The following is a 22,225-nucleotide window of genomic DNA, read 5'->3' as shown; positions in this document are numbered from 1 at the left end:
GAGAGCCATACGACCGGCAGTACCCGATAAGCCACGCCCCATCGCTTCTGGGCGGTCAGGGCGATCAATCCCTGAACAAGATCAACCTTAGGGGTCAGGGCGATCAATCCCTGAACAAGATCAACCTTAGGGGTACCCGATGACCCAGCCAAACCCGAGCAATGGCGCATCCGAGGTACGCATGATCGACGTGGGCGCGCCACCGACACGGTTCGCCAGGGGTTGGCACTGCCTCGGACTTGCCGAGCCGTTCCGGGACGGCCAACCGCATGCCGTGCAGGCATTCGGCAACAAACTCGTCGTCTTCGCCGGCGAGGACGGTGTACTGAACGTACTGGATGCCTACTGCCGGCATATGGGCGGCGACCTGAGCCAGGGCACCATCAAAGGTAACGCGGTGGCCTGCCCGTTCCACGACTGGCGATGGGCTGGCAACGGGCGATGCGCGGGAATCCCTTACGCGCGACGAATTCCGCTCCGCGCACGAACCCGGGCTTGGCAAACGCTGGAGACGAACGGCCAGCTGTTCATCTGGCACGACCCGGAGGGAAACCCACCGCCAGACAACGTCGTCATACCCCGCATCGAGGGCGCTTACTCTCCCGAATGGAGCAACTGGACCTGGGATTCCGTGCGGATCGAGGGTTCGAACTGCCGGGAGATCATCGACAACGTGGTGGACATGGCGCACTTCTTCTACGTCCACTTCGCGTTTCCCACCTATTTCAAGAACGTGTTCGAGGGACATGTCGCTACGCAGTACCTGAATTCGAAGGGCAGGCCGGATGTCGGAGCGAACTCAACCTATTCCGGCGAGGACAATCTGCTGCGTTCGGAGGCGTCCTACTACGGACCGTCATACATGATCAACTACTTGTGGCACGACTTCAAGGGCACCGAGCTGGAGACGGTACTGATCAACTGCCACTATCCGGTCAGCGCTGATTCGTTCGTTCTCCAGTGGGGTGTCATCGTGAAGAAACTTCCCGGCCTGGATGACGCGCAGGCGGACAAGCTCGCCGCGAAGTTCGCCAAGGGGGTCGGCGTCGGCTTCCTGCAAGACGTGGAGATCTGGAAGAACAAGACCCGCATCGACAATCCGCTGCTGTGCGAAGAGGACGGTCCGGTGTATCAACTGCGCCGCTGGTACGACCAGTTCTACACCGATGCCGCCGACGTCACCCCGGATATGGTGCAGCGCTTTGAGTTCGAAGTGGACACTACCCGCGCGAACGAAGCCTGGCAGGCTGAAGTGACGGAAAACCTCGCCAGGCGCGCCGCCGAGCAGCAGGAGGCACGGTAACGTGGCGGAGCTGGCAGCATGGGCGAAAGCACGCCCGCCGGACCGGACCGCCGAACGCGAGCGGCTACACGAACGGACTCGGCGGGACCGTGCCGACTACCTGGTTGGGCGGTTTCAGCCGCACGACTGCGCGAACTGCGCGCAGCGGGTGCTGGTGCACAAGACGAGCCTGCGGCACACGAGCATCCAGTGGTCCGCCGAGGCGGTGAGCGGCTGCCCGGAACTCGCTGAACGGACGGAGCACACCGTGGCCGGCTGTGTCGCGCTGACCGCGAGTATCGAACAGGCCGTCAGCTCCGGTGAGATTGACGTCGCCAACGGGAGCTCGCCGTGAACACCGCATTCCCCGTCCGGGTGAGCAAGGTGATCGCCGAGACCGCCGAAACCTGCTCGTTCGAACTCGCCACCGCTGCCGAACACGACCGGCTCGACTACCGGCCCGGTCAGTTCCTCACGGTCCGCGTGCCAAGCGAGCACACGGGATCGGTCGCGCGCTGCTACTCGCTGTCCAGCTCACCGCATGTCGATCCGGCGCCGCGGATCACTGTCAAGCGCACCCCCGGCGGCTATGCCTCGCACTGGTTGTGCGACAACCTGCGGGTGGGCACCGAGTTGACGGTGCTGCCACCAGCCGGGGTTTTCACGCCAGCTTCGCTGGACGAGGACGTGCTCCTGCTCGCCGCCGGCAGCGGTATCACCCCGGTGTTGTCGATCGTGAAATCCATTCTGGCCGCCGGCTCCGGTCGGGTCGTTCTGGTGTACGCGAACCCGGACGAGCGGGCGGTGATCTTCGCGGCGGAGCTACGCGACCTGTCCGCCGCCTACCCCGATCGCCTGGTGGTGACGCACTGGCTGGTGGCGCTCCAGGGTATGCCGAACGCGGGCCGGCTGGCCGCGTTGCTCGCGCCCTATGCCGAACTACCGGCCTACCTCTGTGGACCGGCCGGCTTCTACGACGCCGCGCGGGAAGCGCTACATAGCCTCGGGGTACCCCGAAACCGGGTACACATCGAGAAGTTCCACTCACTGTCGAACAGCCCGTTCGAGGCCGCACCAGCGCCAGCTCCGGACGTCGATCGCCCCGCTACCGAGCTAGCGGTAGAACTGGACGGGCAGCGGCATGCACTGTCGTGGCCGGCCGGCACGAAACTGCTTGACCTGATGCTGGAGGCGGGAATCGATGCCCCGTTCTCCTGCCGTGAGGGCGCCTGCAGCGCCTGCGCCTGCCGGCTGGTTTCCGGCGAGGTGAAGATGCTCAACAACGAGGTGCTGGACGACGAGGACATCGCCGAGGGCATCGTGCTCGCCTGCCAGTCCCTACCGGTCACCGACTCCGTGCAGATCAGCTACGAGTAGCCGACGCCGGACGGCGCGTTCGTGCCGGGATGCCCGCGTGGATATGAGTAGGCTGGAAACCGCATCTGAACCGCGTCGCGCGCGACCCGAACGTTTCCGGAGCAGTCGTCGATGGCAGCACGATCGAACACCCGCTCAGCCAACGCATCCGATGGCACCCTGCTCGCCTCGGACGCAGCCAGTTCGGCGGCGCAGCGGGAACGCCGGCAACGCATCCTCGACGCCACCCTCGGACTAGCCAGCAAAGGCGGCTACGACGCCGTCCAAATGCGCACCGTCGCCGAACACGCCGACGTCGCACTCGGCACCCTCTACCGCTACTTCCCCTCCAAAACCCACCTACTCGTCACCGCACTCGGCCGCGAATTCCACCAAGCCCACACCAAACTCCGCCGCACCAAAATCCCCGGCAACACCCCCAGCCAACGCATGCTCCACGTCCTCGCCAAAACCACCCGCCGCATGCAACGCGACCCACACCTCACCGAAGCCATGACCCGCGCCTTCATGTTCGCCGACGCCACCGCAGCCACCGAAGTCGACACCGTCAGCAAGCAGATCGATGCCCTGTTCGCGATGGCGATGGCGGGGGAAGCGGAACCGACCGAGGAACAACTCGCCATCGCCAGGGTGCTCAGCGACGTCTGGCTCTCCGTACTCGTCGCCTGGGTCACCCGACGCGCATCCGCCAGCGACGTCACGAAGCGTCTCGAGCTGACCGTGAATCTACTGCTCCGCTGAGCTTTCGGCGGCCCTCGCCGCTCGCTCGCGAAGCAATGCCTGCTCGGCACCGTTGTGGGTCAGCTCAGCCGCCCGCGCGAACTCGACGCGTGCCTCGGCATACCTCCCGAGCTTGTTCAGCAGGTCTCCGCGCACGCTCGGCAGCAGATGGTAGTCATCCAACGCCCCGCTCGCGGCTAACGCGTCCACCAGCTCCAGGCCGGCCCGCGCCCCCGAGGCCATCGATACCGCAACCGCACGGTTGAGTTCGATGACCGGCGAGGGCTGTATCCGCGCGAGTGCGCCGTAGAGCGCGACGATCCGGGCCCAGTCGGTCGCCGCCGCGGTCCGCGCCCGCGCATGACAGGCGGCAATCGCGGCCTGGATCGAGTACGGCCCAAGCGTGCCACTCAGCGCCACCGCGCGCTCGAGCGCGGCCAGACCACGCCGAATAAGCAACTGGTCCCAGCGGGAGCGATCCTGGTCCATCAGCAGCACCGGCTCGCCGCTGGCACCCGTGCGAGCCCTGATCCGGGACGCCTGGATCTCCAACAGCGCGATCAGTCCGTGCACCTCGGGTTCCTTCGGTAGCAGCTCGGCGAGCATCCGACCGAGCCGGAGCGCGTCCTCGACGAGCGCGGGCCGGGTCCAATCCTGTCCGGCCGTGGCCGCGTAGCCCTCGTTGAAGATCAGGTAGACGACCTCGAGCACCGCGGACAGCCGGCCGGCCAGTTCCCGCGAACCGGGTACTTCGAACGGCACGCCCTTGTTCGCGATGGTTCGTTTCGCCCGCACGATGCGCTGCGCGATCGTCGATTCGGACACCAGAAACGCCCGAGCGATCTCCTCGGTACGCAACCCGCCCAGCGTGCGCAGCGTGAGCGCCACCCGCGCGGGCGCGGGCAGCACCGGATGGCAGGCGGTGAACATCAGCCGAAGCAGGTCGTCCTGGACCAGCTCATCGGACGGGGCCGGTTCCGCCTCGGCACCCTCCCGTAGCAGCGCGTGCCCCAGCTCGTCGAGGTAGTTGGCCTGTCTCTGCTGGCGACGAAAATGGTCCACCGCGCGGCGTTTGGCCACGACCATGAGCCAGGCGCCCGGCCGGTCCGGGATCCCGCTGGTAGGCCATTGCTCCAATGCGGCGACCAGCGCGTCCTGGGCGAACTCCTCCGCGAGCCCCACGTCCCGCAACGTGCCGGCGAGCCCGGCGACCAACGAAGCGGACTCGATTCGCCAGATCGCCGCCACCCTGCGCTGGATATCCGAAGCCGTCACGAACCAAACCAAGCAGCAAACCCCGCCGCCGGCAACGCTTTCGCGTCCAGTCACCGACGACGAGATATAGAACACGTTTTAGTTATTCAGCAGTGCATTCGCTCACCAGGCCATTAACGAGCAGACAGTGCCTCAGTAAGATCGGCTGGACAAGGTGGAACACGTTACGTTAATTGGCAGTCGACCAACAGGGGATCACGCACCATGGCAACTTCGCCGTCCGCAGGCTCGCCCGACCTTCCCGCCTGGCAACTGGGAGACCACGGTTCGGCGGCGCAGCGGGAACGCCGGCAACGCATCCTCGACGCCACCCTCGGACTAGCCAGCAAAGGCGGCTACGACGCCGTCCAAATGCGCACCGTCGCCGAACACGCCGACGTCGCACTCGGCACCCTCTACCGCTACTTCCCCTCCAAAACCCACCTACTCGTCACCGCACTCGGCCGCGAATTCCACCAAGCCCACACCAAACTCCGCCGCACCAAAATCCCCGGCAACACCCCCAGCCAACGCATGCTCCACGTCCTCGCCAAAACCACCCGCCGCATGCAACGCGACCCACACCTCACCGAAGCCATGACCCGCGCCTTCATGTTCGCCGACGCCACCGCAGCCACCGAAGTCGACACCGTCAGCAAACTCATGGATCGCACGTTCGCCGCCACCATGTCCGCCAATGGAGAGCCGGACGAACAACAACTCGCGATCGCCAGGGTGCTCAGCGACGTCTGGCTCTCCGTACTCGTCGCCTGGGTCACCCGACGCGCATCCGCCAGCGACGTCACAGACCGCTTGGAGCGCACGGTGCGACTACTGCTCGACTGATCGGCCTTCCCGATGGCCCGAGGTTCCGTGCGTGGTACCTGCTTGCCGGGGGCTCGCGCCGCCCAGCAGCGTGGCCGGGCGCACCGCGGCGGAGCCGAATCGCGCTCGGGCCTCGTCCGCGGCGTCTTCGGCCTCCTTCCAGCCCCTGTCCGGGCCACCGAGCAGGAGCTGCTCCGCGAACTCCGCGTCGGCGGTCAACTGTTCGACGCGAACGCCGATCAGCCGTACCGCGCCGGGGGCCACCTGCTCCTCGAGCAGCGCGCTGGCCGTGGCGTAGACCTCGCGCGCCAGGTTGGTCGCCACCGGCAGTGTCCGGGACCGGGTAATCGTGCGGAAATCGGCGTAGCGCACCTTGATCGACACGGTTCGGCCGTACAGGTTTCGCGAGCGCAGTGCCGCCGCCGTGCGCTCGGCGAGGCGAAGCAGCTCGCGGTTGAGCAGGTCCCGATCATGCTGGTCGGTTTCGAAGGTCTCCTCGGCGCCAAGGGACTTCTCCGGCGCGTCAGGCGTCACCGCGCGATCGTCGTGGCCGTTGGCCAGCGCGTGTAGTGATTCGGCATTCGCGTTGCCGATACTGCGTCGCAGTCTCGCCAGCGGTACCGCGGCCACGTCGGCCACGGTTTCCAACCCGAGCTCGCGCAGCTGCTCGGCGGTGCGCTTGCCCACGCCCCAGAGCGCGCTCACCGGCAGCGGATGCAGGAACGCCAGCTCCGAACCACGCGGCACCACGATCATCCCGTCCGGTTTCGCCAGGCCGGAACCCAGTTTGGCGAGGAACTTGGTCGGCGCCACCCCCACCGAGCAGTTGATCTCGAACCGCTCGGCCACGGTCCGGCGGATCCACTGACCGATCGCCGCTGGCGTGCTACGCAACCGGCGCAGGGCTCCGGCCACGTCCAGGAACGCCTCGTCCAGGCTCAGTGGTTCCACGAGTGGCGTGAGCTCCGCGAACACCGCCTGTACCCCGGCTGACACCTCCCGGTAGGCCGCGAAGTTCGGTGGCAGGAATACCGCGTTCGGACACAGCCGGCGCGCCTGCCCGGCCGGCATGGCCGAACGGACGCCATACCGTCTGGCCACGTAATTCGCCGAGGTCACGACGCCCCGGGCGCCCTCGCCAGCGACGACTACCGGGTGCTCGCGCAGCTCCGGCCGCTCGCGGAGTTCGACCGAGGCGTAAAAAGCGTCCATATCGACGTGCAGGATCGGGCAACCGGTGTCGTCCGGGCACGACTCCGGACGAACTCGATACCGGTCGAGCAGCCCACGGGGCAGGTCACCGCTGCGCCCCATTACCGCTGCGCCCCATTACCACCCCGTGCCATGAGTTACCTGGATCCCATCTGCCTGGGCCCGATCCACCGGGGATCAATCCGCCACGTCATCAGCCAGCACGGTACGCCAGCGGACCGACACTTTCCGCGCCTCAGCCAGCGGCCCTACCCAGTACATGCAGCCTGCTCGCCACGTTCCGTAGCCCAGGAGTGCTCGCCGCGGCGAGTTCGAGTTCGGCGAGCGAGCCGACCGCCTCCGAACCGGACTCCAGCACCGATCCGGGCACCAGATCCGACACCACCGCATCCCCCTGCAGGGTCTCCACCCGCAACCCGGTGGCCGCGACCAGTTCGACCAGCCGATCGCCGTCCAACCGGCGCCGCATGGGTGCCACGTCGTCCGGCGCGCGCCCTTCCGGGTCGCGCAGCAGGCGCAGCGCGTCGCCCAGATCGCCGGCCATCGCGCGATGCAGTACCGCCGCGAACCGGTTGGCGACCAGCACCGACAGCGCGCCGCCAGGGGCGAGCGCGGCGGCGAGCGCGGCGACGGTAGCGGCGGGGTCGTCGACCACTTCGAGGAGACCGTGCGCCAGCACGAGATCAGCTTCGCCAGCTGGCACCACGGTGCCGAGCACGTCACTGTCGTCGGCCACCGGTGTGATCCGGTCAAGCACACCCTCCTCGGCCGCCCTGCGCCGTAGCGTGGCCAGCGCGTTCGGATTCGGCTCGAGCACGGTCACTCGGCATCCGGCCGCGGCGAGGGGCACCGCCCACACGCCACTACCGCCGCCGACGTCAAGAACCCGCGGCGAATCCACCCCCCGCTGGCGTGTCGCGGCCAGTTCGGCATCGAGTACCCGGTGCACGGCGTCGTTCCGCATGGCTCGCAAGCCTAGAAGACGTAGGCTTCGGTACGTGCGTACGGTCGCTGTGCTCAGCCTCAAGGGTGGCGTCGGGAAGACAACGGTGACGCTCGGGCTCGCGTCCGCGGCGTTGCGCAGGGGGGTTCGAACCCTGGTCGTGGACCTCGACCCGCAGTGCAACTCCACCGCGGCGCTGGATCCCGCGGAATCCGACAACACGCTGGCGCAGGTGCTCGCCGCGCCACGGGCAGCGGTGCTCGCCAGCGCGATCGCCCCGAGCGGCTGGGGCGAAGGGCTGGACGTGCTGCCCGGGGCCGAGGACGTCGAAGCCCTGAACCACCCGGATCCGAACTCGCGCCGGCTGAACACGCTGGGACGAGCGTTGACCGAGCTCACCAAGCTGGTCAGCGACGGAGAGCTGCCCTACCAGCTGGTCCTGCTGGACTGCCCACCTTCGCTCGGCCAGCTGACTCGCTCGGCACTGGTGGCAGCCGACCGGGCACTGCTGGTTACCGAACCGAACATGTTCGCGGTAACCGGCGTGCAACGCGCCCACGAAGCCGTCGAACTGGTGCACGAACAGCACAACTCCCGATTGCAGACACTCGGCGTGGTGGTCAACCGGGTCCGTCCGCATTCCAGGGAGCACCTGTTTCGCTGGCAGGAGCTCAGAGACACCTTTGGCAAACTCGTGTTGCCCACCGCGCTACCCGACCGACTGGCGATCCAGCAGGCACAGGGCGCCTGCCTACCCATCCACCAGTGGCCGACACCGGGCGCGCGCGAAGTAGCGCTGGCCTTCAACATCCTGCTCGCCAAAACCCTGCGCCCGCGTCGACACCACCTGATCGGCGAGGAGGACGAGGAGGACGATCACGAGTGGCCAGCCTGACCCAGTGTACGGGAGCACCGGATGCCGGAGGGTGACACGGTCTTTCGCGCCGCCCATCAGCTGGATGCCGCGCTCGCGGGCAAGGAGCTCAGCCGCGCCGAGCTACGTCATCCTCGACTGGCCACGGTGGAACTGGCCGGACACGGGGTGCTCGGCGCGCGGTCGGCAGGCAAGCACCTGTTCATCCGCTTCACCGGGAACCTGAGCCTGCACAACCACCTGCGGATGGACGGGCTCTGGCAGGTTGGCGCGCCAAGCGCGCGCTGGCAGCGACCCGCCCATCAGGCCCGCGCGGTGCTTGGCACCACCGACCGGCTGGCCATTGGCTTTCACCTGCACGAGCTGGCGATGGTGCGCACGGATCACGAGCACCGGCTCCTCGCCGGCCTCGGTCCGGACCTCCTCGATCCACACTGGACAGATCAGTGGACCGATGAGATCGTCGGCAGGCTGCGCGCCATGCCCACGGCCGAACTGTCCACCGCCCTGCTGGACCAGCGGGTGATGGCCGGCGTCGGCAACCTCTACGCGACTGAGGTCTGCTTCCTGCTCGGACGGACACCGTGGACACTACTGTCCGAACTGGACGATCAGCAGCTGGCTCGGGCTGTTGACCTTTCTCGACAGTTGTTGTCCGCGAACGCCTGGCGCGCCGAACAAAGCACCACGGGGGAACTACGCCGCGGCCGGCGAACCTGGGTATACGAACGAAGCCGCACCGGCTGCTTCAGCTGTGGCGGCCGGGTCCATCGCGCCAAGCACGGTGCCGAACGCGTATCTCGGGTGGCCTTCTACTGTCCTCGGTGCCAGACCGGCCCGGTCCGGGACGGCCAGCACTGACCCGGCATCAGCAGAAGATCCACCACCATGGGCATTCCGGTTCCGGATCCGGCGGTGGTGTGGAGCTGGACGGCGGCGGGCTCGGCGAGGACTCCGGCCGTTCGGCCGGCGGGTTCGCCGGCACCGCCGAGGACGTGGGTTTCGGCTGACCGGTCCGTTCCGGCACGTCCGGCTGGGTCTCCGGAGCTTCCGAAGGTTGCGGATCGGTGGCGGTCGGCTGCGGGGCGGTAGTCGGCACCGAGGTCGTGGACGGTGGCGCGGGCGTGGTGGAGGCGGGAGCCTTCGGCTGCTCACGCGGAGCCGTATCCGGCCGCGGGTCCTGCGATGTGGTGGTGAGCACGGTCGGCGGCGGAGCCTGCGCCGGGCCGAGCGGGCCGGAACTCAACGGGGTCGAGTCGCCGCCCACGGCCAGCGACAGCACCGCGGCGAGCGCGGCGCCAAGGAACGCCCCGGCCGCTATTCTGCGCTGCTCACCCAGCCTGGTATTGGCCGCCACTGGCTGCCCCCATCGGTTCCATTCTCATGATCAACCAAGGAGCTTACCTCCCCCGTACGGAGGGTTGCCAGGATTACGCCAAATATCGCCCGGTTGTCCCAAGGTGCACGATGTACCCGTGATCTACGAGAAGCTCATCCGTCGCGCTCTGTTCCGCACCGGTGGCGGAAACGCTGAGATCGCCCATGAACGCGTCCTCGGCCTGCTCGCCAAACTGCGGGTAAGCCCACCTGCGCTGCACGCGCTGCGGCGGTACTACGCCGTCGCCGTGCCCACCGACGTGTTCGGCCTACGCTTTCCCAATCCGGTCGGTCTCGCCGCCGGGATGGACAAGGATGGTCACGCCTTGCCCTGCTGGTCCGCCCTCGGCTTCGGCTTCCTGGAGACGGGCACGGTGACCCGCCTGCCGCAGCCGGGAAACCCGAAACCGCGGCTTTTCCGGCTACCGGACAGCGAGGGGATCATCAATCGCATGGGCTTCAACAACGCGGGCGCCGACGCGCTCGCCGAAACCCTGCGTACCACCGGCCCGCTGGACGTCCCACTCGGCGTGAGCATCGGCAAATCGAAAGCCACCGCGCTGGAGGACGCCGTCGCCGACTACCGCTACTCGCTGCGCGGTCTCTACCCGTACGCCGATTACTTCGCGATCAACATCAGCTCGCCGAACACTCCGGGACTGCGCGTTCTGCAGGACCGGACCGCACTCACCGAACTGCTCGCCGAACTTCAGCTCGCCTCCACGGAACTCGCCGCCGAGCACGGTCGCCGGCGACCACTGCTGGTGAAAATCGCGCCCGATCTCACCGATGAGGCAATCGCCGAGCTACTAGAAGTGTGTGATGAACACAAGGTTAACGGGGTAATAGCGACAAATACCACGATCGAGCGCACTGGCCTCGCCGCCAGTGACGCATATCTCGGGAAGGAAATCGGTGGTCTCAGCGGCCGGCCACTCGCGAATCGGGCGCGCGAAATCGTGTCCTTCGTACATAGGCGTACTGAAGGGGCCTTGCCTATCATTGGCGTCGGCGGAATATTCGGGGCGCACGACGCCGAGCGAATGCTGGACGCGGGAGCAAGCCTTGTCCAGGTTTTCACTGGCTTCATATACCGAGGACCAGGGATGATTCGCGAAATCAACCGAGCGTTGGCCGAGCGAGCGTAGCCACAAGCAACCTCGCGATGCCGGAACCCTTGCGCTGTCCGACTAGAATCGACAATTTACCCGAGAGGAACCTCGACGACATCCGAACGTCGCAGGAAGCAAGACTACGGAGAGTGCCAGGGCCGCTACTCTCCCGGATTCCGTGATTTTTCGAATAACGGATCGACGCGTCGTAGTCGGGTACGGTTCCTCGGCCGGCCCCCATCGCAGTGGGCATGCGTACCGGGTGTAGCCAAGACCACGGGAGGTCCGGTGACTGTTCCGCGCCGCACGCACACATCCCCACAGGGCATCGAGGCCCCACAATCGCCCAAGCCGGGTGGGCTGTACGAGGAGAAATACGAGCACGACGCCTGTGGTGTCGCCTTTGTCGCCGATCTCGCCGGCCGCAGAACGCACGACATCGTGCGCAAGGCGCTGATAGCTCTGCGCAATCTGGAGCACCGCGGCGCCAGAGGGGCCGAACCGAACACCGGTGACGGCGCGGGCGTACTGCTCCAGGTACCCGACGAGTTCCTGCGCGCCGTCGTGGATTTCGCGTTGCCCGCCCCGGGAAGTTACGTCGTGGGTACGGCTTTCCTGCCGGCCGAACCGGACGCCGCGGAGGCAGCGGCAACCGCGATCGAACGCATCGCCGCCGAGGAGGGCATGCGCGTACTCGGCTGGCGCGCGGTGCCCACCAATCCGGACCAGGTAGGCAGGACCGCCGCGAGCACGATGCCCATCTTCCGGCAGCTGTTCCTTTCCGCCGCCGATGCGGAGGGCAACCCTCGCACCGGACTCCCCCTTGAACGCAATGCCTTCTGCGTGCGTAAGCGCGCCGAGCACGAGACCGATGTGTACTTCCCGAGCCTGTCCGCACGGACCATCGTGTACAAGGGCATGCTCACCGAACCACAGCTCGGTCCGTTCTATCCGGACCTGACCGACGAACGGGTCACCAGCTCGCTCGGACTGGTGCACTCCCGGTTCTCCACGAACACCTTCCCATCCTGGCCACTCGCCCATCCGTACCGTTTTCTCGCGCACAACGGCGAGATCAACACCGTGCAGGGCAACCGGAACTGGATGCGTGCACGGGAAAGCATGCTCGACACCGAGCTGATCCCTGGTGAACTGGAACGGCTCTATCCGATCCTGACTCCGGGCGCGAGCGATTCGGCAACCTTTGACGAAACGCTCGAGTTGCTGCATCTCGGTGGCCGCAGCATGCCGCACGCGGTGCTGATGATGATCCCGGAGGCGTGGGAAAACCACACCGAGATGGATCCGGCACGGCGCGCTTTCTACGAGTACCACTCGACCCTGATGGAGCCATGGGATGGCCCGGCGCTGGTTGCCTTCACCGATGGCGCGCAGATCGGCGCCGTGCTGGATCGCAACGGCCTGCGGCCAGCTCGGTACTGGGTCACCGAGGACGGGCTCGTGGTGCTGGCCAGTGAAGTCGGCGTGCTGGAGATCGACCAGTCCAAAGTGATCCGCAAGGGACGGCTGGAACCCGGCCGGATGTTCCTTGTGGACACCGCGCAGGGACGCATCGTCGACGATGCGGAAATCAAGGGGCAGCTGGCTGCCGAACACCCCTATGGCGACTGGGTGCGCGATGGCGTGACCCGGATCGAGGACCTACCGGAGCGCGAGCGTGAGGTACCCACCCATGCTTCCCTGGTGCGCCGGCAACAGGCATTCGGCTACACCGACGAAGAACTTGGGGTGCTGCTGCAGCCGATGGCGGCCAGCGGCGCCGAACCGATCGGCTCGATGGGCAACGACGCGCCGCTCGCGCCACTTTCCGCGCGGCCGAGGCAGCTGTTCGACTACTTCACCCAGCTGTTCGCGCAGGTCACCAATCCGCCGCTGGACGCGATCCGCGAGGAACTGGTCACCTCCCTTGAAGCTCAGCTCGGTTCCGAGCCGAACCTGCTCGAGGCGCGATCCGACTCCTGCCGGCGAATCGTGCTGCCGTTCCCCGTGCTGGACAATGACGAACTCGCCAAGTTGGTGCATATCAACGACGATGGCGATCGTCCGGAATACCAGGCCTGTACCGTGCATGGCACCTACGACGTGCGCGGCGGTGGCGAGGCGCTGGTGCGCCGGCTGGACGAGATCCGCGCCGAGGTAAGCGCCGCGATCACCGATGGCGCGCGGCTGATCGTGCTCTCCGACCGCGGCGTCGACGCGGAACGGGCACCGATCCCCTCGTTGCTGCTGACCGGTGCCGTACACCACCACCTGGTGCGGGAGAAGACTCGAACCAGAGTCGGCCTCGTCGTCGAGTCGGGCGATGCCCGAGAGGTGCACCACATCGCGCTGCTCATCGGCTACGGCGCCTCGGCCATCAACCCGTACCTGGCGATGGCCACCGTCGAGGAAATGGCCGAGCAGGGCGAAATCGCGGGCACCGATGCGAAGACCGCCACGCGGAACCTGATCAAGGCGCTCGGCAAGGGGGTGCGCAAGACCATGTCCAAGATGGGCGTGTCCACTGTGGCCTCCTACACCGGGGCGCAGATCTTCGAGGCGATCGGGCTCGGCAGCGACGTCATCGACAGCTGCTTCGCCGAAACCACCTCGCGGCTCGGTGGGGTCGGCTTCGCCGAACTGGCCACCGAGGTAGCCAGGCGGCACCGTCTGGCATTTCCGGAAGACGGGATGCACAACCCGCACCGCTCGCTCGCCATCGGTGGCGAGTACCAGTGGCGCAGGGAGGGCGAACTGCATCTGTTCAACCCGCAGACCGTGTTCAAGCTGCAGCATTCCACCCGGTCCGGCCAGTACGAGGTGTTCAAGGAGTACACCAGGGCGGTCGACGAGCAGGCGGAGCGGCTGATGACGCTGCGCGGCCTGTTCGGCTTCCGCGAGGGCGCGCGTGAACCCGTGCCGATCGACGAGGTCGAACCGGTAGCCGAGATCGTGCGCCGGTTCGCGACCGGCGCGATCTCCTATGGGTCGATCTCCAAGGAAATGCACGAAACGCTCGCGATCGCGATGAACCGGCTGGGCGGCAAGTCGAACACCGGCGAAGGCGGCGAGGACTCCGATCGGTTCACTGTGGACTCCAACGGGGACCTGCGCCGCTCGGCGATCAAACAGGTCGCTTCCGGCCGCTTCGGCGTCACCAGCGAGTATCTGGTCAACGCGGACGATCTGCAGATCAAGATGGCACAGGGCGCAAAGCCCGGCGAAGGCGGCCAGCTGCCTGGCCCGAAGGTCTACCCATGGATCGCCAAGACCCGGCACTCGACGCCAGGCGTGGGGCTGATCTCGCCGCCACCGCACCACGATATTTACTCGATCGAGGACCTGCGCCAACTGATCCACGATCTGAAGAACGCGAATCCCTCGGCCCGGGTGCATGTCAAACTGGTGTCCGAAGTGGGCGTTGGCACGGTGGCGGCCGGGGTGTCCAAGGCCAAGGCGGACGTGGTCCTGATCTCCGGACATGACGGCGGGACCGGTGCTTCGCCACTGTCCTCGATCAAGCACGCGGGCACGCCGTGGGAACTCGGCCTCGCCGAGACCCAGCAGACCCTGCTGGCGAACCGGCTGCGGGACCGCATCGTGGTGCAGACCGATGGTCAGCTCAAGACCGGTCGAGACGTGATCGTCGCGGCGCTCCTTGGCGCGGAGGAGTTTGGCTTCGCCACCGCACCCCTGGTCGTATCCGGTTGCATCATGATGCGGGTGTGCCATCTGGACACCTGTCCGGTTGGGGTGGCCACGCAGAATCCAGCGCTGCGGGAGAAGTTCAGCGGCAAGGCCGAGTATGTGGTCAATTTCTTCCAGTTCATCGCGCAGGAGGTGCGCGAGTACCTCGCCGCACTCGGTTTCCGGTCGGTGGCCGAAGCGGTCGGGCACGCCGAACTGCTCGACACCAGGGAGGCGGTGCGCCATTGGAAGACCGCCGGGCTGGATCTCGACCCGATCTTCCATGTGCCCGAACTCGAGCAGGGTGCCGCCCGGCACCAGGTAACCGATCAGGACCACGGTCTGGACAGAGCGTTGGACAACACGCTGATCCAGCTGTGTGAAGGCGTGCTGACCCCATCAGCCGGTGAGCCGATCGAGCCGGTGCGGCTGGATCTGCCGATCCGCAACGTCAACCGCACGGTCGGCACCATGCTCGGCTCGGCGCTGACCAAACGTTGGGGTGGCGACGGCCTGCCGGACGGCACCATCGACATCACCTTCACCGGATCGGCCGGCCAGTCCTTCGGCGCCTTCCTACCCAAGGGCATCACCCTGCGACTACGTGGCGACGCGAACGACTACGTCGGTAAGGGACTTTCCGGTGGGCAGATCACGCTGCGTCCGGACCCGGCGGCGGCGTTGACCGCGGAACGCAACGTCATCGCCGGAAACGTGATCCTCTACGGCGCCACCTCCGGCGGCGCGTTCCTACGCGGTGTCGTTGGGGAACGCTTCTGCGTGCGCAACTCTGGCGCGGACGCGGTGGTCGAGGGCGTCGGCGACCACGGCTGCGAGTACATGACCGGCGGCCGCGTGGTGGTGCTCGGGCCAACCGGCCGGAACTTCGCCGCTGGCATGTCCGGCGGTCTCGCCTACCTGCTCGACCTGGACGAGCGCAGGGTGAATGCCGAGATGGTGGATATCGATCCGCTCGATGAGCAGGATCGCGAGGCCCTCCGTGAGCTGGTGCAGCGGCACCACGCCGAAACCGGCTCGGCGGTGGCACACGCGCTGATCGCCGACTGGGATGTCGCCGTCGAACGCTTCGGCAAGGTGATGCCGAAGGACTACAAGCGAGTACTGAACGCGCGGGCGGCGGCCGAGCGCGATGGCCGGGACGTCAACGAAGCGATCATGGAGGCGGCACATGGCTGACCCGAAGGGTTTCCTCACCACCCCCAGGCAGACCCCGGCTTCCCGACCGGTCGACCTGCGGCTGCTCGACTACCGCGAGGTGTACGAGGACTTCGCGCACAACCGGTTGGAAGCCCAGGCAGGCCGGTGCATGGACTGCGGTATCCCGTTCTGCCACCAGGGTTGCCCGCTGGGCAATCTGATTCCCGAGTGGAACACGCTGGTGTGGCGACAGGACTGGCGGGCGGCCAGTGAACGGCTGCATGCCACGAACAACTTCCCCGAGTTCACTGGCACGCTGTGTCCAGCGCCGTGCGAATCCGCCTGCGTGCTGGCGATCAACAGTGACGCCGTCACGATCAAGCGGGTGGAGATCGAGATCATCGATCGTGCCTGGGCGGAAGGGTGGGTTGGCCCCGAGTCGCCGAGCACGCGAACCGGGAAGCGGGTGGCGGTCGTCGGCTCCGGGCCGGCGGGGCTCGCCGCGGCGCAACAGCTGACCAGGGCAGGTCACGAGGTCACCGTTTACGAACGAGCTGATCGGATCGGTGGACTGCTGCGGTACGGGATTCCCGAGTTCAAAATGGAGAAGTGGCGGCTGGATCGCCGGCTTGACCAGATGCGCGCCGAAGGGACCACCTTCCGCGCCGGCGTCAATGTCGGCGCGGACCTACCCACGGAGCAACTCCGCGCAGACCACGACGCCGTGGTGCTCGCGGGTGGTGCCACCGCCTGGCGGGATCTGCCCGTGCCAGGGCGCGAACTGGACGGTATTTACCAGGCGATGGAGTACCTGCCGCCGTCCAACCGGGTGCAGGAAGGCGATCTCGACCGCTCGCCCATTCACGCGGAGGGCAAGAACGTGGTCATCATCGGTGGTGGCGACACCGGTGCCGACTGCCTCGGCACCGCACACCGACAGGGCGCCGCATCGGTGACGCAGCTGGAGATCATGCCGACGCCGACGCAATCCCGGCCAGCGAACCAGCCCTGGCCAACGCATCCGATGATCTACCGGGTCTCCTCGGCACACGAGGAGGGCGGCGAACGGATGTTCGCGGTGAACACGCAGGAATTCCTGGGTGACGCGCAGGGGCATGTCCGGGCGCTGCGCCTGGTCGAGGTTCGTAACGTCGATGGCAGGTTCGAGCCGGTCGAAGGCACCGAGCGAGAGCTACCCTGCGAGCTGGTGCTGCTCGCGATGGGCTTCGTCGGCCCGGAAAAGGATGCGCTGCTGACCGGCCTCGGGGTGGATTACGACGAGCGCGGCAATGTGGCGCGGGACGCCTCGTTTATGACCAACCAGGATGGCGTGTTCAGTACCGGCGATATGGGGCGGGGCCAGTCGCTGATCGTCTGGGCCATCGCGGAAGGTCGGGCGGCAGCGGCTGGGGTGGATGCCTACCTCACCGGGCGAGACGTGCTCCCCGCCCCGATCTCGCCCACCGATCGCCCGATCGGTTAACGCTCACCGCCCCGACGGGCTCGCTAACCTTAAAGAACGCGAACACGGCCAGTGACCGCACCCGAACACGGAGCAGGGTGCGATCACTGGCCGCGCGCGGAAACCTCGCGAACGGCGATGGCCAGTCCAGCCAGGTGGTCGGTGGCCTCGGTGAGGCGCCGCTGGTGCTCGTCGAGGTGTCCACTGCTCTCGGCGACGGCTCGGCCGGCCGCGGCGACCAAACTCCGGTAACCCTCGAGGCCACGTTCCAACTGGCCAAGCAAGGTGTGCACCGCCTCCCCCAGTGCTACTCGCTCGCGTTGCGGAGCTGACTCCCGTGCCCGCTCGATCGCCTGAATCCGGTCGGCCAACTGGTGCAGCGCGGCGGCCGCCTCCGCTGCCGTCTCCCGCGCGTCGGCCACCGAGGCCTCCGGAATCAGCGAGCTGCCGCCACCCGCGTGCAGCGTCCCCATCAGCTGATCCAGTGACTGCTGCGCCTCGGCCAACTGCTCCATCGGTGCGCGGGCCGCGGATTCCCTCGGGGGTAGCGGCGGCGGGGTGCTGCTCTCCGGCAGTTCGGTGCGGTTCAGGGCGCGCAGTCGGATACCGGTTCGTACGCTCAGTGCCCCCGCGACGATCGCGAGCAGCAAGGACCCACTCGAACCGAGTGTCACGATCTCGCCGCCGCCACCGACCACCCCGGCGAACCCCAGCCCGGCGACGGTTCCGAACACCAACAGCAGGATGATCCAGAAGGTCAGCAGCCGGGAGGCCCTGCGCCGGCGCCGGACCAGGCGAGCGGCCGGGTCGTTCCAGCGGTCGAACTTCTCCCTGAGCTGGCCGACCATCGGCGATTCCAGATGGCGCCCGACATGCTTGTCGAAGAGTTCCCCGAGCTCGGAAAGCTGGGGTAGCCCGTCCCTACGCCGATCCATCGTCTACCGCCCGTCGTCCGCCGGCGCTGCGCCATCCATAGTGCTCCCGCGCCTCCCAGCGTACGCGGCGGTCTGGTCAGGCCGAGCCAGCTTGCTTCTGCTCCTGCTGTACGCGCTGCTGGATTTCCTGCTGGATGCTCGCCGACGGCGTCGGTGCGGTGGCGGCGTCCGCGCCGCCGGTAACCTCGCCCGCGACGCTGCCGCCCTGCATCGATGCCCTGATCTGGTCCAACCGGCTGGTGCCGGCCAGCTCGGTGGTGGAGGCCTGCACCTCCATCATCCGTCCCTGAACCGAATTCTGGGCGAGCTCGGCCGAGCCGAGCGCCGTGGTGTAGCGCTTCTCGATCTTGTCCCGCACCTCTTCGAGCGAAGGGGTGTTTCCCGGCGCGGCGAGTTCGGACATCTGGTTGAGCGAAGCGGACACCTGCTCCTGCATCTTGGCCTGCTCAAGCTGGGACATCAGCTTGGTGCGCTCGGCCAGTTTCTGCTGGAGCATCATCGAGTTGCGCTCAACGGCCTGTTTTGCCTGCTCAGCGGCCTGTAGCGACTGGTCGTGCAGGGTCTTCAGATCTTCGATGCCCTGCTCGGCCGTCACCAGTTGGGTCGCGAAGCCCTGCGCCGCGTTCTCGAACTCGGTCGCCTTCTTGTCGTCACCCTTGGAGCGCGCCTCGTCGGCGAGTACCAGCGCCTGACGGGCGGAGGACTGGAGCTTTTCCACTTCCCCCAGTTGCCGGTTGAGCTTCATCTCCAGCTGCCGCTGGTTGCCGATCACCGAGGCCGCCTGCTGGGAAAGCGCCTGATGTTGCTTCTGCGCATCCTCGATGGCCTGCTGGATCTGTACCTTGGGGTCGGCGTTCTCATCGATCTTGTTGGAAAACGCCGCCATCAGGTACTTCCAGAACTTCACGAACGGATTGGCCATCTCCTCCGCCTGCCTTCTTCGTTCTGCTGATCTTGTTGGTCAAATCCCGGTCTCGCTGCCCGTGCCCCCATCTGGCCGGGTAACGACCAGGTGTTCGGCGCTTGTTCCATCGTGTCAGGTGAGCGCGAGACCTTCTAGCTGACCCCGGGGGAAATCAGGGATGGCCCCGATCATCACCTCATCCGCTGGACCGATCAACTGGCGGCGGATCGGTATCCGGCCGCACCATATCGCCCGCCGTGAGCTCCCTGACCTCGGTTAGGCCGGCACGGAGCCCGGTGAGTCGCTCGGAAAGCGCGGCCTGGGCGGTGGCGGCCGCCGGCAGTTCCGCGCCGGCCGACTCGACCAGCATGACGGTGACCTCGTCTCGAGAGCTTTCCAAGCCGAGTACGGCGGATTCCATCCTGGTCAGCAGGGCGTCTCGCGCGGCGCGCTGCCGCTCCGCGACAGCCAGCCTGGACTCCACTGATTCCCGCGCCTTGGTGAGCTCGTACTGCTCGGTCAGCCCTTCCGGGCTCGCCTCGGCGGTCTGTCGGGCGCTCAGCTGCTCGGCCAAGTGGTCCCGCTGCCGCTCCAGCTCGGGCGTCGGGATCTGGGCGATCCCACGATCGAGTTCGGCGACCTGCCCGGCGGTCGCCCGCAGCTCACCGACGACCTGCTCGGCATCGGCGGACAACATGTCGAAAACCGGCGCTTCGGACAGTTTGCCGCGAAGTTCGCCGAGCACCCGCTCGCCGCGCGCCAGCCACACCTGCGCGGGGCTGCCCGGTAGCGGTCCGGACGGCTCCTCTGGCGCCAGTCGCGCCTGACGCGTACTCGCGTTCATCAGCGGGATAAGCGCGAGCGCACCAGCCGCGATGACGACGAGCACGACGATAATGATGACCGTTGTCACCCGCGACCGACCTCCTGAACCCGCTCAGTACGACCCCGCCAGCATACGAACCGTGGGTACACGGAGCGCAACCACATCGGGGACATTCGGCGGCCGATCAGGCAGCGACGATCAGGCGGCGACGATCACGGCCGCCCTGCCGGCGGTGAGGCCCGTCCCCATCGGGGGCAGCGTGTTGGGCGAAAGTCGCAGATCGGCCAGCTCGTTGCCGAGCGTTCCGGTCCGGATGACACCGTCACTGAGCATTGCGCCGCCCAGTGGCGCGTCCTGCCATTCGACGTGCCGCGAACCGGCGCTCGCCACCCGGTTCGGCGGCATCGCGAACCCGGCAGGCACCGACTCGGCGAGTACGGCACCGGACATTCCGGGCATCGCGGCGCTGGCCGACGCGGTCGCGGCCGGCGCCGCCTCGGTCGCCGGCAGGTCCGAGCTTGCCTCGGCTTGCTCGGCACCACTCGCCGCGGGAACCGTCGCGGGCTCCGGGTGTTCGCCGAGCCCGCTTGCGACGCTGCTCAGTGCGCGCACATCCGTCGCGACATTGCTCAGCAGCTCGTCGAGTGGCAGGTCGAGAGCCTCGCAGATGGCCGCGAGCAGTTCGCTGGAGGCCTCCTTACGCCCTCGCTCGACCTCGGAAAGATAGCCAAGGCTGACGCGGGCGACCCGCGAGATCTCGCGCAGCGTGCGGTCCTTGTTCGTGCGGGCATGGCGAAGCCGGTCGCCGATCGCCTCGCGCAATAGCACGGTCATCGCGCGCCTCCCTTCTCCAGCGAGCTCGTGGCTTCACCGTACCCACCCGGCGTACGGGTTCGCAGCGAAACCACACTGTGTCCGCCAATAGCGAACGGAATGCGACGGGGTTTTGTTCCCGATTCAGCCGCGCGCGGTGTGTTCGGCGGTCAAACGCCCCCAGGCGTGCTTCGCCGATCCGGACGAACCGATGTCCGCCCACGGCGAACGGCTTTCCAGCACGGCGATACTCGAGGTCTTCAGCCTGCTCGACCGCCCACCGAGCAGGTCAACAAGTTCCTCCAGCGTCGGATTGTGCCCGATCAGTGCCACGGCACCGAGGCTCGCGGGCAGCTCGCGAAGTACGGCGCACGCCCCGTCGACGCCGCCCGCGTAGATCCGCTCGTCACATGTGATATCCGGCGCCGGGTCCAGTTCCGCGACCACGAGTTCGGCCGTCTCGCGGGCACGCCGCGCGGGTGAACAGAGCAGTAACTGGACGGGTGTCCGACCGGCCAGCCACCGGCCGGCCATGGGCGCGTCCCGCTGACCGCGCGCGGCTAGTGGGCGAAGCTGATCGGCGATCCCTTCCGGCCACGCCGACTTCGCGTGCCGCAGGATCGCGAGCGTATGTCCCGTTCGCACCCCACCAGACTGCCATCGCCCGCAAACTCGGGGAGCTACGCTGGTAGCCCGACCTGGTCCGCCAGATCCTCGATCAGGTAAGCGAAGAAATCGGCACTCGGGTCCACGCTACCCACGTAGTGGCCGAACAGTTCGAAGCTGATCGCGCCGAACAGCTGCGTCCACGCCGACAGCAGCCGCGCGAACAGCTCACGAGACAGTTCCGGCGCGAACTCGGCGATGAGGGCATCAAGCTGCCCAGCAAGCCCGCCGGGCAGCTTGACCCGCGCCAGCGGCCGTAGCCGACCAGCCGCATGGCCGTCCCTGAGCACCCCGAGCAGGACAAGCACCAGCCGGCGAGCGGCCGCGATGGTGTCCCCCGGCGCGTGATATCCCGGCACCGGCGAGCCATAGATCAGCGCGTACTCGTGCGGGTGCGCCACGGCCCAGTCACGCGCGGCGTGCCAGCAGGCGCGCCAACGGTCCCGGTGGTCTTCGGCTGGCACCGTCGCCACGGCTTGTTCGGCAGCCGCACCCAGTGCCCGGTAGGCATCAGTGATCAGCGCGGTGAGCAGTTCATCTCGGTTGCGGAAGTACCGGTACAGCGCCGAGGACACCATGCCCAGCTCGCGGGCCACCGCACGCAGCGACAGCGCCGCTGGCCCCTCGATGCGCAGCTGGCGACGCGCTTCGTTCTTGATCTCCTCGGTGAGCTCGGCACGGGCCCGCTCCCTGGCCGTACGACCGGCGTTCATGCGCACACTCTGGCACAGGTGAGAGCGCCGGACAATTCCGAGATCACTGCTCTGGACAAAACTCATCAGATCCGGTTCACTGATC

Annotated in this window: 19 protein-coding genes and 1 pseudogene; 10 read left to right on the top strand and 10 right to left on the bottom strand. The window is 67.2% G+C overall.

Annotation, left to right across the window (positions count from 1 at the left end; genetic code table 11):
- The first annotated feature begins 139 nt into the window (after positions 1 to 139).
- From EV191_RS28990 to kstR (EV191_RS28975), 4 genes are all read left to right on the top strand, one after another.
- Positions 140 to 1,303, top strand: a complete 1,164-nt coding sequence (locus EV191_RS28990; protein ID WP_132881181.1) for a 3-ketosteroid-9-alpha-monooxygenase, oxygenase component — start codon at positions 140 to 142, stop codon at positions 1,301 to 1,303.
- 1 nt (position 1,304) lies between these two features.
- On the top strand, positions 1,305 to 1,637 hold the full coding sequence (locus EV191_RS28985) for a hypothetical protein (RefSeq protein WP_132881179.1): 333 nt from the start codon (positions 1,305 to 1,307) through the stop codon (positions 1,635 to 1,637).
- On the top strand, positions 1,634 to 2,659 hold the full coding sequence (locus EV191_RS28980; protein WP_132881177.1) for a ferredoxin--NADP reductase: 1,026 nt from the start codon (positions 1,634 to 1,636) through the stop codon (positions 2,657 to 2,659). Before EV191_RS28985 ends, EV191_RS28980 begins: the two co-directional genes overlap by 4 nt.
- 111 nt (positions 2,660 to 2,770) lie before the next feature.
- A complete protein-coding gene (kstR, locus tag EV191_RS28975) occupies positions 2,771 to 3,400 on the top strand; it encodes a cholesterol catabolism transcriptional regulator KstR (RefSeq protein ID WP_132881175.1) in 630 nt (209 codons plus the stop codon).
- Here kstR (EV191_RS28975) and EV191_RS28970 read toward each other — a convergent pair.
- Positions 3,386 to 4,654 (bottom strand): RNA polymerase sigma factor, encoded by a 1,269-nt coding sequence (locus tag EV191_RS28970; protein WP_132881173.1) that lies wholly within the window; start codon positions 4,652 to 4,654, stop codon positions 3,386 to 3,388. The genes kstR (EV191_RS28975) and EV191_RS28970 overlap by 15 nt on opposite strands.
- 204 nt (positions 4,655 to 4,858) lie before the next feature.
- Here EV191_RS28970 and kstR (EV191_RS28965) point away from each other — a divergent pair, with 204 nt between their 5' ends.
- A complete protein-coding gene (gene kstR, locus EV191_RS28965) occupies positions 4,859 to 5,479 on the top strand; it encodes a cholesterol catabolism transcriptional regulator KstR (protein ID WP_132881171.1) in 621 nt (206 codons plus the stop codon).
- Here the strand turns inward: kstR (EV191_RS28965) and EV191_RS28960 are convergent.
- Both EV191_RS28960 and EV191_RS28955 read right to left on the bottom strand, forming a co-directional pair.
- Positions 5,465 to 6,772: a DNA polymerase IV gene (locus EV191_RS28960; protein WP_132881169.1), complete on the bottom strand. Its 1,308-nt coding sequence runs from the start codon at positions 6,770 to 6,772 to the stop codon at positions 5,465 to 5,467. The two genes, kstR (EV191_RS28965) and EV191_RS28960, sit on opposite strands and share 15 nt — an antisense overlap.
- Positions 6,773 to 6,905: 133 nt before the next feature.
- Positions 6,906 to 7,634, bottom strand: coding sequence for a class I SAM-dependent methyltransferase (locus EV191_RS28955; RefSeq protein ID WP_132881167.1), 729 nt, complete (start codon positions 7,632 to 7,634; stop codon positions 6,906 to 6,908).
- Between the two features lie 34 nt (positions 7,635 to 7,668).
- On the opposite strand from EV191_RS28955, the gene EV191_RS28950 reads away from it, so the two are divergent.
- Complete coding sequence (locus EV191_RS28950) at positions 7,669 to 8,508, top strand: ParA family protein (RefSeq protein ID WP_243659319.1); 840 nt, start codon at positions 7,669 to 7,671, stop codon at positions 8,506 to 8,508.
- Positions 8,509 to 8,529: 21 nt separating this feature from the next.
- A complete protein-coding gene (locus tag EV191_RS28945) occupies positions 8,530 to 9,348 on the top strand; it encodes a DNA-formamidopyrimidine glycosylase family protein (RefSeq protein ID WP_132881163.1) in 819 nt (272 codons plus the stop codon).
- 7 nt (positions 9,349 to 9,355) lie between these two features.
- Here the strand turns inward: EV191_RS28945 and EV191_RS28940 are convergent, their stop codons facing one another.
- Positions 9,356 to 9,844 (bottom strand): hypothetical protein, encoded by a 489-nt coding sequence (locus EV191_RS28940; RefSeq protein WP_132881162.1) that lies wholly within the window; start codon positions 9,842 to 9,844, stop codon positions 9,356 to 9,358.
- 118 nt (positions 9,845 to 9,962) lie between these two features.
- Here EV191_RS28940 and EV191_RS28935 point away from each other — a divergent pair, with 118 nt between their 5' ends.
- The 3 genes from EV191_RS28935 (at position 9,963) to EV191_RS28925 (ending at position 17,304) form a co-directional block, all read left to right on the top strand.
- Positions 9,963 to 11,012 carry a quinone-dependent dihydroorotate dehydrogenase gene (locus EV191_RS28935; RefSeq protein WP_132881160.1) on the top strand — a complete coding sequence of 350 codons (1,050 nt, stop codon included), beginning with the start codon at positions 9,963 to 9,965 and terminating at the stop codon, positions 11,010 to 11,012.
- A gap of 291 nt (positions 11,013 to 11,303) precedes the next feature.
- Positions 11,304 to 15,860 (top strand): glutamate synthase large subunit, encoded by a 4,557-nt coding sequence (gltB, locus tag EV191_RS28930; RefSeq protein WP_132881191.1) that lies wholly within the window; start codon positions 11,304 to 11,306, stop codon positions 15,858 to 15,860.
- A complete protein-coding gene (locus EV191_RS28925; protein ID WP_132881158.1) occupies positions 15,853 to 17,304 on the top strand; it encodes a glutamate synthase subunit beta in 1,452 nt (483 codons plus the stop codon). Before gltB ends, EV191_RS28925 begins: the two co-directional genes overlap by 8 nt.
- Positions 17,305 to 17,387: 83 nt before the next feature.
- On the opposite strand, the gene pspM is transcribed toward EV191_RS28925, so the two are convergent.
- From pspM to EV191_RS28895, 6 genes and pseudogenes are all read right to left on the bottom strand, one after another.
- Positions 17,388 to 18,218: a phage shock envelope stress response protein PspM gene (pspM, locus tag EV191_RS28920; protein ID WP_132881157.1), complete on the bottom strand. Its 831-nt coding sequence runs from the start codon at positions 18,216 to 18,218 to the stop codon at positions 17,388 to 17,390.
- Between the two features lie 76 nt (positions 18,219 to 18,294).
- A complete protein-coding gene (locus EV191_RS28915; RefSeq protein WP_132881155.1) occupies positions 18,295 to 19,140 on the bottom strand; it encodes a PspA/IM30 family protein in 846 nt (281 codons plus the stop codon).
- A gap of 178 nt (positions 19,141 to 19,318) precedes the next feature.
- Entirely contained in the window at positions 19,319 to 20,035 is a 717-nt protein-coding gene (locus EV191_RS28910; protein ID WP_132881153.1) for a hypothetical protein, read from the bottom strand.
- A gap of 504 nt (positions 20,036 to 20,539) precedes the next feature.
- Positions 20,540 to 20,782: pseudogene (locus tag EV191_RS28905) on the bottom strand (helix-turn-helix domain-containing protein); the annotation flags it as partial.
- Positions 20,783 to 20,905: 123 nt separating this feature from the next.
- Complete coding sequence (locus EV191_RS28900; protein ID WP_132881152.1) at positions 20,906 to 21,406, bottom strand: SixA phosphatase family protein; 501 nt, start codon at positions 21,404 to 21,406, stop codon at positions 20,906 to 20,908.
- A 35-nt stretch (positions 21,407 to 21,441) separates the two neighbouring features.
- On the bottom strand, positions 21,442 to 22,140 hold the full coding sequence (locus tag EV191_RS28895) for a TetR/AcrR family transcriptional regulator (protein ID WP_132881150.1): 699 nt from the start codon (positions 22,138 to 22,140) through the stop codon (positions 21,442 to 21,444).
- Positions 22,141 to 22,225 lie beyond the last annotated feature (85 nt).

The organism is Tamaricihabitans halophyticus (assembly GCF_004340875.1).
Lineage (GTDB): Bacteria > Actinomycetota > Actinomycetes > Mycobacteriales > Pseudonocardiaceae > Tamaricihabitans > Tamaricihabitans halophyticus.
This window is presented reverse-complemented; position numbering and strand designations above follow the sequence as displayed.

Excerpts from the sequence above, each read along its gene's own strand:
- EV191_RS28990 (WP_132881181.1), top strand. The coding sequence starts at position 140 with ATGACCCAGCCAAACCCGAGCAATGGCGCATCCGAGGTACGCATGATC.
- kstR (WP_132881175.1), top strand. The coding sequence starts at position 2,771 with ATGGCAGCACGATCGAACACCCGCTCAGCCAACGCATCCGATGGCACC.
- EV191_RS28895 (WP_132881150.1), bottom strand. The coding sequence starts at position 22,140 with ATGAACGCCGGTCGTACGGCCAGGGAGCGGGCCCGTGCCGAGCTCACC.
- EV191_RS28915 (WP_132881155.1), bottom strand. The coding sequence starts at position 19,140 with ATGGCCAATCCGTTCGTGAAGTTCTGGAAGTACCTGATGGCGGCGTTT.
- EV191_RS28925 (WP_132881158.1), top strand. The coding sequence starts at position 15,853 with ATGGCTGACCCGAAGGGTTTCCTCACCACCCCCAGGCAGACCCCGGCT.
- kstR (WP_132881171.1), top strand. The coding sequence starts at position 4,859 with ATGGCAACTTCGCCGTCCGCAGGCTCGCCCGACCTTCCCGCCTGGCAA.
- pspM (WP_132881157.1), bottom strand. The coding sequence starts at position 18,218 with ATGGATCGGCGTAGGGACGGGCTACCCCAGCTTTCCGAGCTCGGGGAA.
- EV191_RS28945 (WP_132881163.1), top strand. The coding sequence starts at position 8,530 with ATGCCGGAGGGTGACACGGTCTTTCGCGCCGCCCATCAGCTGGATGCC.
- EV191_RS28960 (WP_132881169.1), bottom strand. The coding sequence starts at position 6,772 with ATGGGGCGCAGCGGTGACCTGCCCCGTGGGCTGCTCGACCGGTATCGA.
- EV191_RS28955 (WP_132881167.1), bottom strand. The coding sequence starts at position 7,634 with ATGCGGAACGACGCCGTGCACCGGGTACTCGATGCCGAACTGGCCGCG.